This window comes from Streptomyces sp. NPDC100445 (genome assembly GCF_044759735.1).
In the GTDB taxonomy this organism is placed as follows: Bacteria; Actinomycetota; Actinomycetes; order Streptomycetales; family Streptomycetaceae; genus Streptomyces.
On record NZ_JBIVZV010000010.1, the window covers coordinates 16,421 to 30,973 of the forward strand.

The following is a 14,553-nucleotide window of genomic DNA, read 5'->3' on the forward strand; positions in this document are numbered from 1 at the left end:
GGGGGGGTGGCCTTTTGGGGGGGGGGGGGGTTTTCCCCCTGGTTTTTCTCGGTTTACCCCCCCCCGGGGGGGGGGGGGGGGGGGGGCTGCGGGTGGGGGGGGGGGGGGGGGGGCCCGGGCGGGCGGGCGGGCCCCCCCCACTCCCCTGTGTCCCCCCTCACCGGACGGGCGTCCCGGGCCCGGCCGGCCTCACGACCCTGAGAAGCCGTACGGGCGGGAGCCGCCGGTGGTCCGGTACCGGCCGCGGTGGCCGTGCGGCTCCGGCACACGCGGACGGGCGTGGCGGATGCGGCGGGACCGTGGGCCGGCCGCCCGGCGCCGGGCGGCATGTACGCGTCGCACTCTCCTCCCAGGAAACACCCGTCCGGGCGAACCCTCCACCGCAGAGCGGGAGTCCCGGTTCCGCCGGACGGGTCGCGTCCGCACCCGAACGCAGTCGTCCGGCTCGCGCGCCACCGCCGGGGGCCGTTCGCTGGGAACGTGCCCCCACCCCTCCGGGCCGTCCTGTCGGCCGTGCTGATCGCCCTGTCGGCGCTCCTCGCGCCGTGCGGCGTGACGGCGGCCTGGGCTGCGTACGGGCTCGCCGACACCGGCCGGTACGTCACCGCCATGGCGCCGCTGGCCACCGACCCGGCGGTGCGCGAGGCCGTCGCGGACACGGTGGGCGACGGCCTCCTGCGCGCGGCGGACCAGCACCTGGACGTCCCCCCGGTGCCCGGCCCGGTACGCCCGTTCGTGCGCGACGCGGTGCGCTCCTTCACCCTGACCGGGGCCTACCGGGCGGCCTGGGACACCGGCAACCAGGTCACGCACGACGCCGTCCTGGACGCCCTGCGCGGGGCGGACGACCACGACGTCACCGTCGACCTGGCGCCCGTCACCGCCCAGGTCAAACGCCGGCTCACCGAGGAGCACATGCCGCTCGCCGAGCGCATCCCGGTGGAGCACACCGCGCTCGCCGTACTGCCGGCGGGCGAACTGACCGCTCTGCGCAAGGGGTTCCACGTGCTCGAGGTCGCCGGGTTCTGGCTGCCGGTCGCGGCCGTCGTCTTCGCCGCCGGCGGGATCGCCCTCGCCGTCCGCCGCCGTCGGGCCGTCACCGCGACCGCGCTGGGCACGGCCCTCGGCGGCGCCCTGCTCGCCGGCTGCCTCGCCGTCGGCCGCAGCCTGACCCTGGCCCGCCTGCCCGCCGACGTGCGCCGTCCGGCCGCGGGCGCCGTCTACGACGCCCTGACCGGCACCCTGCGCACCGCGGCCTGGCTGCTGCTCGGCCTCGGGCTCACGGTGGCCCTCACCGCCTGGCTCAGCCGCCGCCTGCGGCTGACGCGTCCCGCGCGACGCCGGCCAGGGTCGTCAGCGCCCGCGCCAACTCAGCCTCCGGCACCGAGGCGAGCCCGAGTCTGACGGCGTCCGGGGTGCGGCCGGCGCCCACCGCGAACGCCGTACCCGGGGTGACGGCGATGCCGTGCGCCCGCGCGGCGGCCGTGAAGGTCTCGGCACGCCACGGCGGGGGCAGCTCCCACCAGACGAAACAGGCGGCCGGGTCGGAGCGGACGGAGAAACCGGCCAGCCGCTCGGTGGCCAGCCGCCCGCGCCGCCGCGCGTCGCGCTGCTTGGCGGCCACCAGCCGGTCCACGGTCCCGTCGCCGAGCCACCGTACGGCCGCCTCCAGCGCGAACCCGCCCGCGCTCCAGCCGCCGGAGCGGACGGCGCGCGCGACCGCGTCGACCCGGTCGTCCGGTACGACGGTGAAACCCACGGTGAGTCCGGGCGCGACCCGCTTGGACAGGCTGTCGACGAGGTGGACGTGGTCCGGGGCGAGCGCGGCGAGCGGCGGGGCCCCGCCCGGGTGCAGGAAGGACCAGATCCGGTCCTCGACCACCGGTATCCCCAGACCGCGGACGGTCTCGGCGAGCTCCCGCAGCCGCCCGGGGCCCGTCGTCCGCGAGGTCGGGTTGTGCAGGGTGGGCTGGAGGTACAGCGCGGACAGCGGCGTCGCGCGGTGCGTGCCGGCGACCGCCCCGGGCAGCGGCCCCTCCTCGTCCGTGGCGAGCGGCACGAGGGTGAGGGCGAGGCGCGCCGCGATCTCCTTGACCAGCGGGTACGTCAGCGGCTCCACGCCGACCCGGCCGCCGGGCCGGACCAGCGAGGCGAGGGTGGCGGCGATCGCCTGGCGGGCGTTGCCGGTGAACAGGATCCGCTCCGGGCGGGCCCGCAGCCCGGTCCGGGCCAGCAGCGCGGCGACCGCGTCCCGGGCCTCCGGGGTGCCCACGGCGGCGGCCGGCCGCAGAGCCCGGCCGAGCGCGTCCGGCCGCAGCAGGGGCGCGAGGGCCGGCGCCAGCAGCTCCGACTGGCCGGGCACGGACGGGTAGGTGAGTTCCAGGTCGACGGAGGGGGACCCGACGGCCTCGGTCAGGGCGTGTCCGGGCTGCCGGTCCGGCGGGGCGGCCCGCACGAACGTGCCCCGCCCGACCTCGCCCACCACCAGTCCCCGGCGCACGAGTTCGGCGTACACCCGGCCCGCCGTCGACGGGGCGATGCCGCGGCGGCGCGCGAACGCCCGCTGCGGCGGCAGCCGTTGGCCCGGCCGCAGCCGGCCGCCCGTGATGTCCCGCGCGACCAGGTCGGCGATGCGCCGGTAGTCGTCCACAAGTCCCCCCGTCCGTCGGCCCCCGGCATTGCACCGAGGGCAATGATCTCATTGCACCGAGTCACGGCCCGGCCCTAGGGTCGGGACATGCCTCCCTTCCTCGTCCACGAGGACCAAGGTCCCGCGTCGTCCTCCCGGGTTCCCCTCGTCCTGATCCACGGACACCCCTTCGACCGCTCGATGTGGCAGCCGCAGCTGGCCGCGTTCGCCGCCGGCCGCCGGGTGATCGCCCCCGACCTGCGCGGCTACGGCGCCTCCCCCGTCACCCCCGGCCGGGTCCCGCTCTCCCGGCACGCCCAGGACATCGCCGGTCTCCTGGACCACCTCGGTGTGGACACCTTCGCCCTCGCCGGCCTGTCCATGGGCGGCCAGATCGTCATGGAGTGCGCCGGCCGGTTCGGCGACCGGATCCGCGGCCTGGTCCTCGCCGACACCTCCGCCGCCGCCGAGACCCCCGACGGCAAGCGGGCCCGCGAGGCCATGGCCGACCGGCTGCTCGCCGAGGGCATGCGGGGCTACGCCGAGGAGGTGCTGGAGAAGATGGTCGCCCCCTACGCCCGCCCCGAGGTCAAGGCGCACGTCCACCGCATGATGACGGCCACCTCCCCCGAGGGCGCCGCGGCGGCCCTGCGCGGCCGGGCCGAACGCCCCGACTACCGTGCCCTGCTGGCCGGGACGGCCGTGCCCGCCCTCGTCGTCGTCGGCGCCGACGACACCTACACGCCCGTCCCCGTCGCCGAGGACCTGCACGCCACGCTGCCCGACTCCGCCCTGCACGTCGTCGAGGGCGCCGCCCACCTGCCCAACCTGGAACGGCCCGAGGAGTTCAACCGGGCCCTGGCCGCCTTCCTGGCCCGCCTCGACGGGTGACCGTAGGCTCGGTCCCGTGACCCAGCACCGCGGCCGCGGACCCGGCGCCTGGTGTGCCGGTCTGCTGCTCGCGGGGGTGAGCGCGGTCGTCGGCTGCCGGATCGCCGACACCGACGGCATCCCCCCGTGCCCCAGCTGCTCGCCTTCCTGCCCTGGCTGCTCGCGCCCGCCGGACTGGCCCTGCTGTGCGCGCTGCTCACCCGCTGGTGGACGGGGCTGGTGTGGGCGCTCGCCGTCCTCGGCGCGCTCGCCTGGTACCGGGAGCCGTACGGCAGGACCGGCGAGCCCGGCGGCCCGGCCCTCGCCACCCTCCGCGTGCTGACCGCCGACGTCGAGTTCGGCCACGCCACCCCGGCCCTCGTCCGCGCCGTACGCGACCGGCACCCGGACATCGTCTTCGTCCAGGAGTGCGACGCCGGCTGCCGGACCGCGCTGGCACACGGCACCGGCACCCGCTACCCCTACCACCGGGCCGTCGAGGCGGACGGCTCCCGCGGCTCCCTCATCCTCAGCCGCCACCCGCTGACCCCGGCCCCCGGCGTCCACGGCACCCTGGGCATGCCCGGCGCGGTCGCCGACGTCCGCGGCCACGCCGTACGCCTCCAGCTCGCCCACCCGGTGCCACCGCTGCCGGGCCGGACCGGCCCGTGGCGCCGCGAACTCGGCCGGCTCCGCGCCTTCGCCGCCGCCGACCCCGGCACCCCCACCGTCCTCGCCGGCGACTTCAACGCCTCCCAGGACCACGCGGCCTTCCGGCACGTGCTGGACGCCGGCCTGACCGACGCCGCCCGCCTCACCGGACACGCCCGCGTCCCCAGCTGGCCGTCGCGCACCGCCTCCGTCATCGGCGCCCAGATCGACCACGCCCTGGTCAGCAGGGACTTCACCGCCACCGGCGCCCGCTTCCTGCCCCTCGCCGGCAGCGACCACCGCGCCCTCGTCGTGGACCTCACCCTGCACCGGCGCACCTGAACCGGAAGCGGACCGACCGGCCATAATGGGGCCCATGCCCCGAGAGTTCCCCATCGGCCTCACCCCTCCCGACTGGCTGGTCAGGAACCTCAGGCCCCAGCAGGCACCCCTCAACCTGCCCGCCCTCGCCCGCGCCGCCCTCGGCATGTCCCTCCCCCTCGCCGTGGGCCTCGCCGCCGGCCGGCCCGACTACGGCGCCCTGGCCTCCATGGGCGCCCTCTCCGGTGTCATCGGCGACACCGCCGACGCCTACCGCATGCGCATCCTCAACATCGCCGTCCCGCAGTTCTTCGGCGCGGCCGGCGTGGCCCTGGGCGCGCTGGCGCACGGCTACGGCTGGTACGCGGTCGCCGTCGTCACCGGCGTCGCCCTGGTCTCCGGCATGATCTCCACGATCGGCGCGGTCGCCTCCGTCTCCGGGCTGCTCCTCCTGCTGAACTGCGTGGTCGGCGCGGGCCTCCCGTTGCCCTCCCCCTGGTGGGTGGCCCCGGCCCTGATGACCGGTGGCGGCCTGCTGATCCTCCTCCTCGCCCTGCTGGCCTGGCCGCTGCGCGCCGGCGTCCCCGAACGCGCCGCGGTCGCCGCCGCCTATCGCGACGTCGCCGCCCTCCTCACCGCCGCCGGCACGGACCGTACCGAGGAGTACGAGGAGGCCCGCCGCACCGTCACCCAGTCCCTGAACCAGTCCTACGACCTGATCCTGGCCCGGCGCGCCCGCCAGCACGGCCGCAGCCCCGAACCGACCCGGCTCCTCGTCCAGTTGAACGCGATCGTCCCGCTGATCGAAGCCGCCCCCGCCGCCCACCTGGCGGGCCGCCCCCTGCCCCCGGAGATCCCCGCGGCCCTGCACCGGCTGGCGGACGCCGTCGAGACGGACCGGACACCCCCCGCCCCCCTCACCCTGCCCGTGCCCCTCACGGAGACGGCCCGCGCGGTCGACCACGCGCTGCGCCACACCGCCGAGGTCGTCGCCGCCCCCGACGTCGACCCGCGGGGCACCGACGACCGCCTCGGCCGCCCCGCCTCCCTGCGCGTCCGCACGGCACGCGCGGCACGCGACGTCGTCCTGTCCGCCAACTCCTGGCGCTACGGCCTACGCCTCGCCCTCTGCATCGGCATCGCCCAGGCCCTGGTCTCCCTCGTCCCCGTGCCCCGCTCCTACTGGGTCGCCCTGACCATCACCTTCGTCCTCAAGCCCGACTTCGGTTCGGTCTTCTCCCGCGCCCTGCTGCGCGCCCTCGGCACCGTGGCCGGCCTGGTCGTCGCCGCGGTCGTCCTCGCGGAAGTGCCCTTCGGCCGGTGGGACGTCGTGGCGCTCTTCCTCCTTGCCCCCCTGATCCCCGCCCTCACCCCCCGGGGCTACGGCTACCAGACCGCGGCCATCACCCCCGTGATCCTGCTCCTCTCCGACATCCTCAACCACCAGGGCACGGCCCTGCTGCTGCCCCGGCTGACCGACTCCCTGCTGGGCTGCGCCATCGCCCTGGTCGCCGGCTACCTCCTGTGGCCCGAGAGCTGGCACACCCGCGTCGGTGACCGCCTGGCCGACGCGGTCGCCGACACGGCCGCCTACGTCGAGGCGGCCTTCGGTCCCGCCCCCGACCCCGCCGCCCGCGCCCGCATGCGCCGGCGCCTCTACCGCGACCTGTCCGTCATCCGTACCGAGTTCCAGCGGGCCCTGACCGAACCCCCGCCCACCGGACGGCGCGCCGCCGCGTGGTGGCCGCTGGTCGTCGCCGTCGAACGCGTCGTGGACGCCACGACGGCGGCCCGCGTCCGCGTCCGGCACGGCGCCGCGGCCCCCTCGACCGTCGAGATCGCGCAGGTCACGCGGCAACTGCGCGAGCTGTCCGAGGGAGTACGCCGCGCGGAGACCCTGACCCCCGTCCGCACCGACCTCACCGGTCCCGCGGGCAGCGTCCTCGAACCCCTGCGCCAGGAGCTGGCCGCGGCCCGCTCCATCGCCTCCCCGCACTGACGCGAACCGGCCATCCGGGGCCGCTAACCTTACGTGTCCGTCCTGGCCAGTGATTGACGGGCTACAACTCACGCGAAGGGTTGCGCACATGGGCATTCTCACTCTCCTGCGGAACGCGTTCGGCCGCTCACGCAAGGCACGAGCCACCGAGGCGGAGGGTGCGGACCGGTCCCCCGAGCGCACCCCCGACCCCGCCGTCCCGGCCCCCGCCGACGAACACGAACTCGTGGCGGCGGCCTTCGACAAGGTGAAGGCCACCACCCCGGCACCCCCCGAACCGACGTCGGCCCCGGCCCCCACGGCGGTCACCGCGGGCACGGAGACGGCTCCGGCCAGGGATGCGGTCGTGGAGACGGCCCCGGCCGAGGCGGGGGTGCTGGACCTGGCCCCGGACGAGGAGGCGGTCCTGGACCTGACTCCGGGCGAGCCTGCGGTCACGGAGACGGCCCCGGCCGAGGCTGCGGCTCAGGAGACGCCCCCGGCCGAGGACGTGGTCGTGGAGACGACCCCGGCCGAGGAGGAAACGCGGGACACGGCCCCGGCCGGGGCTGCCGCCGAAGAGGTGCCCGCGGCCGAGGCCGGCACGGAGTCCGCCGAGCAGTCGGCCGAGCAGCCGGCGCCGACCGGGACCGAGCCTGAACCGCAGCCGGATGCCGAGCCGGCGAAGGCCGAGGCCGAGACGGCTCCCGAGCCCGAGCCCGAGACGGCTCCCGAGCCCGAGTCGAAGCCCGAGCCGGAGCCGGAGCCCCAGCCCGAGTCGAAGCCCGAGCCCGAGTCGGAGCCGGAGCCCGAGTCGGAGCCGGAGCCGGAGCCCGAGTCGGAGCCGGAAGTCGAGCCCTCGGCTGAGACCGAGCCCGAGTCGGAGCCGGAAGTCGAGCCCTCGGCTGGGACCGCGGCCGAGGACGCGGTCGGGGAGACGGCCCCTGCCGCAGAGGATGCGCAGGACAGCGCCCCGGCCCAGGCCCCCGCGGAGTCCGCCGAGCAGCCGGCCGAGCAGCCCGCCACGACCGAAGCCGAGCCGGAGCCCGCCCCGGAACCGGAGCCCGAGCCGGAGCCCGCCCCCGCCCCCGCCCCGGAGCCGAGCGAGAGCGAAAGCCCCGTCGAGCCGACGACGGCCGAGGCCGACCCCGTGGGAGAGCCGGAAGCGACGGCGACCGCGCCCGCCGGGACCACGACCGCGCAGGCCGCCTCCGGCGAGGCAGCCTCGCCGGAGGCACCCGCACCCGCACCCGCACCCGACGAGACCCGCGCGGGTGGTGCGGGTGTGATCACGGACGCCGAAGGCGAAGCCGAGACGACCCCCCAGCCCCACCCCGCCGTCCCCCTCGCCAGGCTCAGGCGCGCCGCCCCCGCGCTGACCACCGCTTACAAGGCCGCGACGGCCGCCCTCGCGAAGACCGGCCTCACCGGCACCCGGGCCACGCTCTACCTCGTGCTGGACCGCTCGGCGAGCATGCGTCCGTACTACAAGGACGGCTCCGCCCAGGCCCTGGCCGACCAGACGCTCGCGCTCGCCGCGCACCTGGACCCGGAGGCCACGGTCCACGTCGTCTTCTTCTCCACGGAGGTGGGCGGCACCACGGACCTCACCCTCACCCCGGACCACGAGACGCGGATCGACGACGTGCACGCGGGCCTCGGCCGCATGGGCCGTACCAGCTACCACGCCGCCGTGGACGCCGTACTCGCCCACTACGACGAGAACGCCGCCCCGGGCACCCCGGCCCTGGTCGTGTTCCAGACGGACGGCGCCCCGGACGCGAAGACCCCGGCGACCCAGTCCCTCACGCGGGCCGCGTCCGGCCACCCGGCCGTCTTCTTCTCCTTCGTGGCCTTCGGCGAGCACGACAACAAGGCGTTCGACTACCTGCGGAAGCTGAAGACCGGCAACACGTCGTTCTTCCACGCCGGCCCCACCCCCCGCGAGCTGACGGACACCGAGCTGTACGAGGGAGTACTGACCACCTGGCGCCCGTGACCGCCCGGTCACCGGCCACGCCGCCCCCGTGTCATCGGGCCGCCCCTTCCCACCCCGCAGAACGGGAAGCGGGCGGCCCACCCGTCTCGGCTACGATTTCAAGGTTCGTACAATCCCCCGACCTGGGAGCAGCCCGCGATGGCTCGACACCTCATCACCAGCGCCCTTCCGTACATCAACGGGATCAAGCACCTGGGCAACATGGTGGGGTCCATGCTCCCGGCGGACGTGTACGCCCGGTACCTCCGCCAGCGCGGGCACGACGTCCTGTACATCTGCGCGACCGACGAGCACGGCACCCCCGCCGAGCTGGCCGCGAAGGAGCGGGGCGTGCCGGTGGGCGAGTTCTGCGCGCAGGCGCACGACGCGCAGAAGGCGGTCTACGACGGGTTCGCGCTCGCGTTCGACTACTTCGGCCGCAGCTCCAGCCCGCAGAACGTGGAGATCACCCAGCACTTCGCGCGGAAGCTGAACGAGAACGGCTTCATCGAGGAGCGGGCGATCCGCCAGGTGTACTCCCCGGCCGACGGCCGCTTCCTCCCGGACCGCTATGTCGAGGGCACCTGCCCGCACTGCGGCTACGACAAGGCGCGCGGCGACCAGTGCGAGAACTGCACCCGTGTCCTGGACCCGACCGACCTGATCGAGCCGCGCTCGGCGATCTCCGGTTCCACGGACCTGGAGGTGCGCGAGACGAAGCACCTGTTCCTGCTCCAGTCCAAGCTCCAGCACGAGGTCGAGGCGTGGGTCGCCCGGCACGAGGACGACTGGCCGCAGCTCGCCTCCTCCATCGCCCGCAAGTGGCTGACCGAGGGCCTGCACGACCGCGCGATCACCCGTGACCTGGACTGGGGCGTCCCCGTGCCGGCGGACACCTGGCCGGAGCTGGCGGCCGAGGGCAAGGTGTTCTACGTCTGGTTCGACGCCCCGATCGAGTACATCGGCGCGACGAAGGAGTGGGCGGACGCCGCCCCCGCCGGGGAGACCCGGGACTGGAAGTCGTGGTGGTACGAGGCGGACGACACCGTCCGCTACACCGAGTTCATGGCGAAGGACAACGTCCCCTTCCACACCGTGATGTTCCCGGCCACCGAGCTGGGCGTGCGCGAGCCGTGGAAGAAGGTCGACTACGTCAAGGCGTTCAACTGGCTGACGTACTACGGCGGGAAGTTCTCCACGTCGCAGAAGCGGGGTGTCTTCACCGACCAGGCGCTGGACATCCTGCCCGCCGACTACTGGCGCTACTTCCTGATCGCCAACGCCCCCGAGTCGGACGACTCGTCCTTCACCTGGGAGCACTTCACCGCCACGGTGAACAAGGATCTGGCCGACACCCTCGGCAACTTCGTCAACCGCGTGCTGTCCTTCTCCCGGAAGCGTTTCGGTGACGACGTCCCGGCCGGTGGCGCCCCCGGCGCGGCGGAGGAGCGGCTCGGCGAGGAGATCGCCCGGCTGCTCGCCGAGTACGAGGAGCAGATGGAGGCCCTCCAGTTCCGCAAGGCGGCCGCGGCGCTGCGCGCCCTGTGGTCGGCGGGCAACTCCTACCTGGAGGAGAAGGCTCCCTGGCTGGAGATCAAGACGGACAAGGACGCCGCGGCCCTGACCCTGCGCACGGCGATGAACCTCATCCACCTGTACGCGGTGGTGTCGGAGCCGCTGATCCCGGCCAGCGCGGCGGTGATGCGCAAGGCCTTCGACCTGCCGGACGACACCGCCGCGTGGGTCACCGCCGACGAGGCGAAGGCCCTGGCCGCCGTCCCGGCCGGCACCTCCTTCACCGTCCCGCCGGTCCTGTTCGCCAAGCTGACGGACGAGGACCTGGCGACGTACAAGGAGCGTTTCGGCGGCGACGAGGGCTGATCGCGCCGCGCCGAGGCCCGCGGAGGGCGCCGAGCCGCCGGCTCGGCGCCCTCTCGCACGTCGTGCGGGTTACTTCAGCACGCCCGCCCCCGTCGTGGTCGCCAGTTCCGTCGGGAGGTTCTTCGCCGAGGTCTCCAGGCCCGCGGTGAGCGTCGGGGTCCAGTTCACGGTCGTGCGGATCTTCTTCGACGACGCGGCGTTGTGCGCGGCGACCAGGTCGGTGGCCGTGCCGTTGACGAGGTTGCCGCTGCCCGCGACCGAGCCGGTGCCGTCGCCGCTGAGGAGCCCCGCGACCTTGCCGCCGGCCGGGACCGTCCAGTAGTTGGCCTCGGCGACGACCTGGGCCTTCGCGCGGGAGTTGATGCTGTACAGGGGCGCGTAGCCGTCGACGGTCGTCGTGTCGTACACGTTGTCGTAGACGTGGATCTGGCCTATGCGGGCGAGCGGGGCGCGCTGCACGATGCCCTTCCACACGTTGTGGTGGAGGGAGACCCGCAGCTTGCCGGTGCTGTCCTTGTCGCTGGAGCCGATGAGCATCGTCTTGTCGTGGTCGGTGAACCGGTTGCGCTCGACGGTCACCAGGTCGGAGCCGTTGGTGATGTCGAGGGCGCCGTCGTGGATCTGGTACTCGCGGCCGAAGTACTTGGGGTTGGCCCGGTCGAGGTGGGGCGCGTCGGTGAACGTGTTGTGGTCCGCCCAGACGTGCGTGGCGCCGCGCAGGGTGACCGAGTCGTACTGCGAGTTCCAGTTGCCGTCGTCGCCGTCGGTCGGGTCCCACTGCGGGAAGCAGTCCTCGGTGGCGGAGAAGGCCAGGTTGCGGATGATGACGTTGTCGACGCCCTTCACCTGGAGGCTGCCGCCGGTGATCCCGGCGCCGGTGCCGGGCACGCCCACGATCGTGGTGTCGGCGGGCACCTTGAGGACGATGTTCTTCGCCTGCTTGTCCTGGGCGGCCGCACGGGCCTTCTCCTGGGTGCCGGCGGGCAGCTTGCCGCGGCCGTAGGTGGCGGGGTCGTACGCCTTGAGGTAGGCCGACAGCGAGTAGCCGGTGCCGGCGGCGTAGTCGGCGCAGGTCAGCTTCTTGCCGCTGTCGTCGGTGTTGGCGTCGATGGTGCCCTTGACCTTGATGACGCGGGGCGTGGTGTCGGACGCGGAGCCGAGCGCCTTCACGAGCTGGGCGCGGGTACTGACGGTGAAGGTGTGCGCGGCGTCGGCCTTCGCGCCGCCGGTGGTCCCCGTGCCGGCGGCGGCCCAGCCGTCCTCGGCGGGGAGCGTCCGGTGGTACAGGTCGACGGCGTCGGCGTTCGCGGTCATCACGAACACCCCGGCGCCGACACCGGCGGCCACGACGGCGGCGGACACGGCGAGGGTGCGCCGTCCGCGGAGGGACCGGCGGTGGGAGGGAGCTGCCACGGAGGAGTCCTTACGGGTGTGCTGAAGGAGTCTTACGTTCCCTCAGTGGCCGCCGCGCGGCGGAAGGTTGCCGCCGAGCGCCGCACTTCTTTCGGGTGATCCGCGGCTTCCGGCGGCCCCGCGGTGCCGGAAGCCGCGTGTGGGTGCCGGGAAGCCGGAAATGATCTCTCCGTGGACATCCCCGAACCCCATCACCGCCTCCTCGCGGACGTCGTCCCGGCGGGCGGGCCGTACCGGCTGGTGCTCGCCGGCGGATACGCGCTCCAGGCGCACGGGCTGCTGCGGCGCCCGCACGCCGATCTCGACCTGGCCACGGAGGGTCCCGGGGCCATGGCGGACATCGCCGCCGCCGTGGTCGCGGCGCTGGAGGCGCGGGGACGGCAGGTGCGGACCGGCGCGGGCACCGCGCGCACCGCGCGGCTGACCGTCACGGACCCGGTGAGCGGCGGGGAGTGCGTGCTGGGGCTGCACAAGGAGGTGTTCTGGCAGCCGCCGGAACTGACCGGGTACGGCCCGGCGCTCTCGCTGGAGGACGCGGTCGGTACGAAGATCCGCGCGCTGTACGACCGGGGCGCGGCCGTCGACCTGGTGGACGCGCGGGCGGCGGCGGCCCGGTTCTCCCTGCGGCGCCTGGAGGAACTGGGGCGCCGGCACGCCCACGACTCCTTCGACCTGCCCACCCTCCAGTCCCGGCTGACCGGCACGGAGTTCTTCGCCGACGCCGACTTCCGCCGCCTCGGGCTGGACGGGGAGCGGATCGACGCGCTGCGCGCCTGGGCCCAGCGCTGGTCCGACGACATCGCCGAGCGGCTGCTGGAGGACGGTGCCTCCCCCGACGCCATGGCCGGGGACGGCGACGGCGACGGCGACGGCGACGGCGACGGCGACGGCGACGGCGATGACGAGGGCGGCAATGACGGCGACGGCGGCGACGGGGAGGCCCGTCCGGGCAGCCGCGTCTGACGGTGCGGCCCGCCGGGGGTCACCGGATCCGGAGACGGCCGTGCGCGCCGGCCGTCCCGAACGGACAGGGACGATCGGCGCGCACGGGCGGGGCGGCGGGACCTACTTCGGCTGCGGCTTCCTGATGTCCAGGTGCAGCTCGCGCAGGCGGGTCTCCTCCAGCTCGGTCGGGGCGCCCATCATCAGGTCCTGGGCGTTGCCGTTGAGCGGGAAGGCGATCGTCTCGCGGATGTTGGGCTCGTCCGCGAGGAGCATGACGATACGGTCCACGCCCGGGGCGATGCCGCCGTGCGGCGGGGCGCCGAAGCGGAACGCGCGGAGCATGCCCGCGAACTCGCGCTCGGTGGTCTCGTGGTCGTAGCCCGCGATCTCGAAGGCCTTCAGCATGATGTCCGGCTCGTGGTTGCGGATGGCGCCGGAGGACAGCTCGACGCCGTTGCACACGATGTCGTACTGCCAGGCCAGGATATCCAGCGGGTCCTGGTTCTCCAGCGCGTCCATGCCGCCCTGCGGCATGGAGAACGGGTTGTGGGAGAAGTCGATCCGGCCGGTGTCCTCGTCCTTCTCGAACATCGGGAAGTCGACGATCCAGCAGAAGCGGAAGACGTCCTCCTCGAAGTGGCCGGCCCGCTTGGCGGCCTCGACGCGGACCGCGCCCATGATCTTGGAGACCTCGTCGAACTCGCCGGCGCCGAAGAAGACGGCGTGGCCGGGGGCGAGGGAGAGCCGCTTGGTCAGCTCCGCGACGTTCTCCTCGGTGAGGAACTTCGCGATCGGGCCGGACAGCGTGCCGTCCTCACCGACGCGGACCCAGGCCAGGCCCTTGGCGCCGAGGGTCACGGCGAAGTCGCCGAGCTGGTCGAAGAACCTGCGGGGCTGGTCCTGGACCGCCGGCACCGGCAGGGCGCGCACGTGCTTGCCGGCGAACGCCTTGAACTCCGAGCCCGCGAAGACGTCGGTGATGTCGGCCAGCTCCAGCTTGGCGCGCAGGTCCGGCTTGTCGGAGCCGTACTTGAGCATCGCCTCGCGGAACGGGATGCGCGGGAACGGGGAGGTGACGTGGCGGCCGCCGCCAAACTCCTCGAACAGCTCGGTCATGAGCTTCTCGATCGGCTGGAAGACGTCCTCCTGCTCGACGAAGCTCATCTCGACGTCGAGCTGGTAGAACTCGCCCGGCGAGCGGTCGGCGCGGGCGTCCTCGTCGCGGAAGCAGGGCGCGATCTGGAAGTAGCGGTCGAAGCCGGAGATCATCAGCAGCTGCTTGAACTGCTGCGGGGCCTGCGGCAGGGCGTAGAACCGGCCCGGGTGCAGCCGGGAGGGGACCACGAAGTCACGGGCGCCCTCGGGGGAGGTGGCCGTCAGGATCGGGGTGGCCATCTCGTTGAAGCCGAGCGCCGTCATCTTCTGGCGGATCGCGCCGATGACCGCCGTGCGCAGCATGATGTTGCGGTGCATGCGCTCGCGGCGCAGGTCCAGGAAGCGGTACTCCAGGCGCCGCTCCTCGTTGACCCCGTCCTCGGTGTTGATGGTGAAGGGCAGCGGCTGGGCCGCGCCGAGCAGCTCGACCTCGGCGACCTCGACCTCGACCTCGCCGGTCGGCAGGTCGGGGTTCACGTTCTCGGCGCCGCGGGAGACGACCCGGCCGTCGACGCGGACCGTGGACTCCTTGGAGATGCTGTCCAGGGCCTCGTACGCGGGGGTGCCGGGGCGGGCGACGAGCTGGGTGATGCCGTAGTGGTCGCGCAGATCGATGAAGAGGATGCCGCCCAGGTCGCGCCGATTGTGCAGCCAGCCGCTCAGCCGGACGTCGGTGCCGACGTCAGAGGCGCGGAGCTGGCCGCAGGTGTGGGACCTGTACCGATGCATCGT

8 protein-coding genes and 2 pseudogenes are annotated in these 14,553 nt (G+C 74.4%); 7 read left to right on the forward strand and 3 right to left on the reverse strand.

Going from position 1 to position 14,553, the window contains the following annotated elements; all coding sequences use genetic code 11:
* Positions 1–480: 480 nt before the first annotated feature.
* On the forward strand, positions 481–1,404 hold the full coding sequence (locus ACIQVT_RS22935) for a hypothetical protein (RefSeq protein WP_403756880.1): 924 nt from the start codon (positions 481–483) through the stop codon (positions 1,402–1,404).
* On the opposite strand, the gene ACIQVT_RS22940 is transcribed toward ACIQVT_RS22935, so the two are convergent.
* Positions 1,304–2,650, reverse strand: a complete 1,347-nt coding sequence (locus tag ACIQVT_RS22940) for a PLP-dependent aminotransferase family protein (protein ID WP_403756885.1) — start codon at positions 2,648–2,650, stop codon at positions 1,304–1,306. The two genes, ACIQVT_RS22935 and ACIQVT_RS22940, sit on opposite strands and share 101 nt — an antisense overlap.
* Before the next feature lie 87 nt (positions 2,651–2,737).
* On the opposite strand from ACIQVT_RS22940, the gene ACIQVT_RS22945 reads away from it, so the two are divergent.
* The 5 genes and pseudogenes from ACIQVT_RS22945 (at position 2,738) to metG (ending at position 10,308) form a co-directional block, all read left to right on the forward strand.
* Positions 2,738–3,520 (forward strand): alpha/beta fold hydrolase, encoded by a 783-nt coding sequence (locus ACIQVT_RS22945; RefSeq protein ID WP_403756889.1) that lies wholly within the window; start codon positions 2,738–2,740, stop codon positions 3,518–3,520.
* Positions 3,521–3,536: 16 nt separating this feature from the next.
* A pseudogene (locus ACIQVT_RS22950) lies at positions 3,537–4,492 on the forward strand (endonuclease/exonuclease/phosphatase family protein).
* Between the two features lie 34 nt (positions 4,493–4,526).
* Entirely contained in the window at positions 4,527–6,470 is a 1,944-nt protein-coding gene (locus tag ACIQVT_RS22955) for an FUSC family protein (RefSeq protein ID WP_403756892.1), read from the forward strand.
* 88 nt (positions 6,471–6,558) lie between these two features.
* Entirely contained in the window at positions 6,559–8,448 is a 1,890-nt protein-coding gene (locus ACIQVT_RS22960) for a VWA domain-containing protein (RefSeq protein ID WP_403756896.1), read from the forward strand.
* 138 nt (positions 8,449–8,586) lie between these two features.
* The gene (gene metG / locus ACIQVT_RS22965; RefSeq protein ID WP_403756899.1) at positions 8,587–10,308 is read left to right on the forward strand and encodes a methionine--tRNA ligase; all 1,722 of its coding nucleotides are present in this window, start codon (positions 8,587–8,589) and stop codon (positions 10,306–10,308) included.
* A 69-nt stretch (positions 10,309–10,377) separates the two neighbouring features.
* Here the strand turns inward: metG and ACIQVT_RS22970 are convergent, their stop codons facing one another.
* Positions 10,378–11,721, reverse strand: coding sequence for a polysaccharide lyase family 1 protein (locus ACIQVT_RS22970; RefSeq protein ID WP_403756904.1), 1,344 nt, complete (start codon positions 11,719–11,721; stop codon positions 10,378–10,380).
* Between the two features lie 171 nt (positions 11,722–11,892).
* On the opposite strand from ACIQVT_RS22970, the pseudogene ACIQVT_RS22975 reads away from it, so the two are divergent.
* A pseudogene (locus ACIQVT_RS22975) lies at positions 11,893–12,558 on the forward strand (hypothetical protein); the annotation flags it as partial.
* 228 nt (positions 12,559–12,786) lie between these two features.
* Here ACIQVT_RS22975 and aspS read toward each other — a convergent pair.
* Positions 12,787–14,550, reverse strand: coding sequence for an aspartate--tRNA ligase (gene aspS, locus ACIQVT_RS22980; RefSeq protein ID WP_403756909.1), 1,764 nt, complete (start codon positions 14,548–14,550; stop codon positions 12,787–12,789).
* Positions 14,551–14,553 lie beyond the last annotated feature (3 nt).

Bases quoted from the DNA above. Each gene is read 5' to 3' on its own strand.
- ACIQVT_RS22945 (WP_403756889.1), top strand. From the start codon at position 2,738: ATGCCTCCCTTCCTCGTCCACGAGGACCAAGGTCCCGCGTCGTCCTCC.
- ACIQVT_RS22955 (WP_403756892.1), top strand. From the start codon at position 4,527: ATGCCCCGAGAGTTCCCCATCGGCCTCACCCCTCCCGACTGGCTGGTC.
- ACIQVT_RS22960 (WP_403756896.1), top strand. From the start codon at position 6,559: ATGGGCATTCTCACTCTCCTGCGGAACGCGTTCGGCCGCTCACGCAAG.
- metG (WP_403756899.1), top strand. From the start codon at position 8,587: ATGGCTCGACACCTCATCACCAGCGCCCTTCCGTACATCAACGGGATC.
- aspS (WP_403756909.1), bottom strand. From the start codon at position 14,550: ATGCATCGGTACAGGTCCCACACCTGCGGCCAGCTCCGCGCCTCTGAC.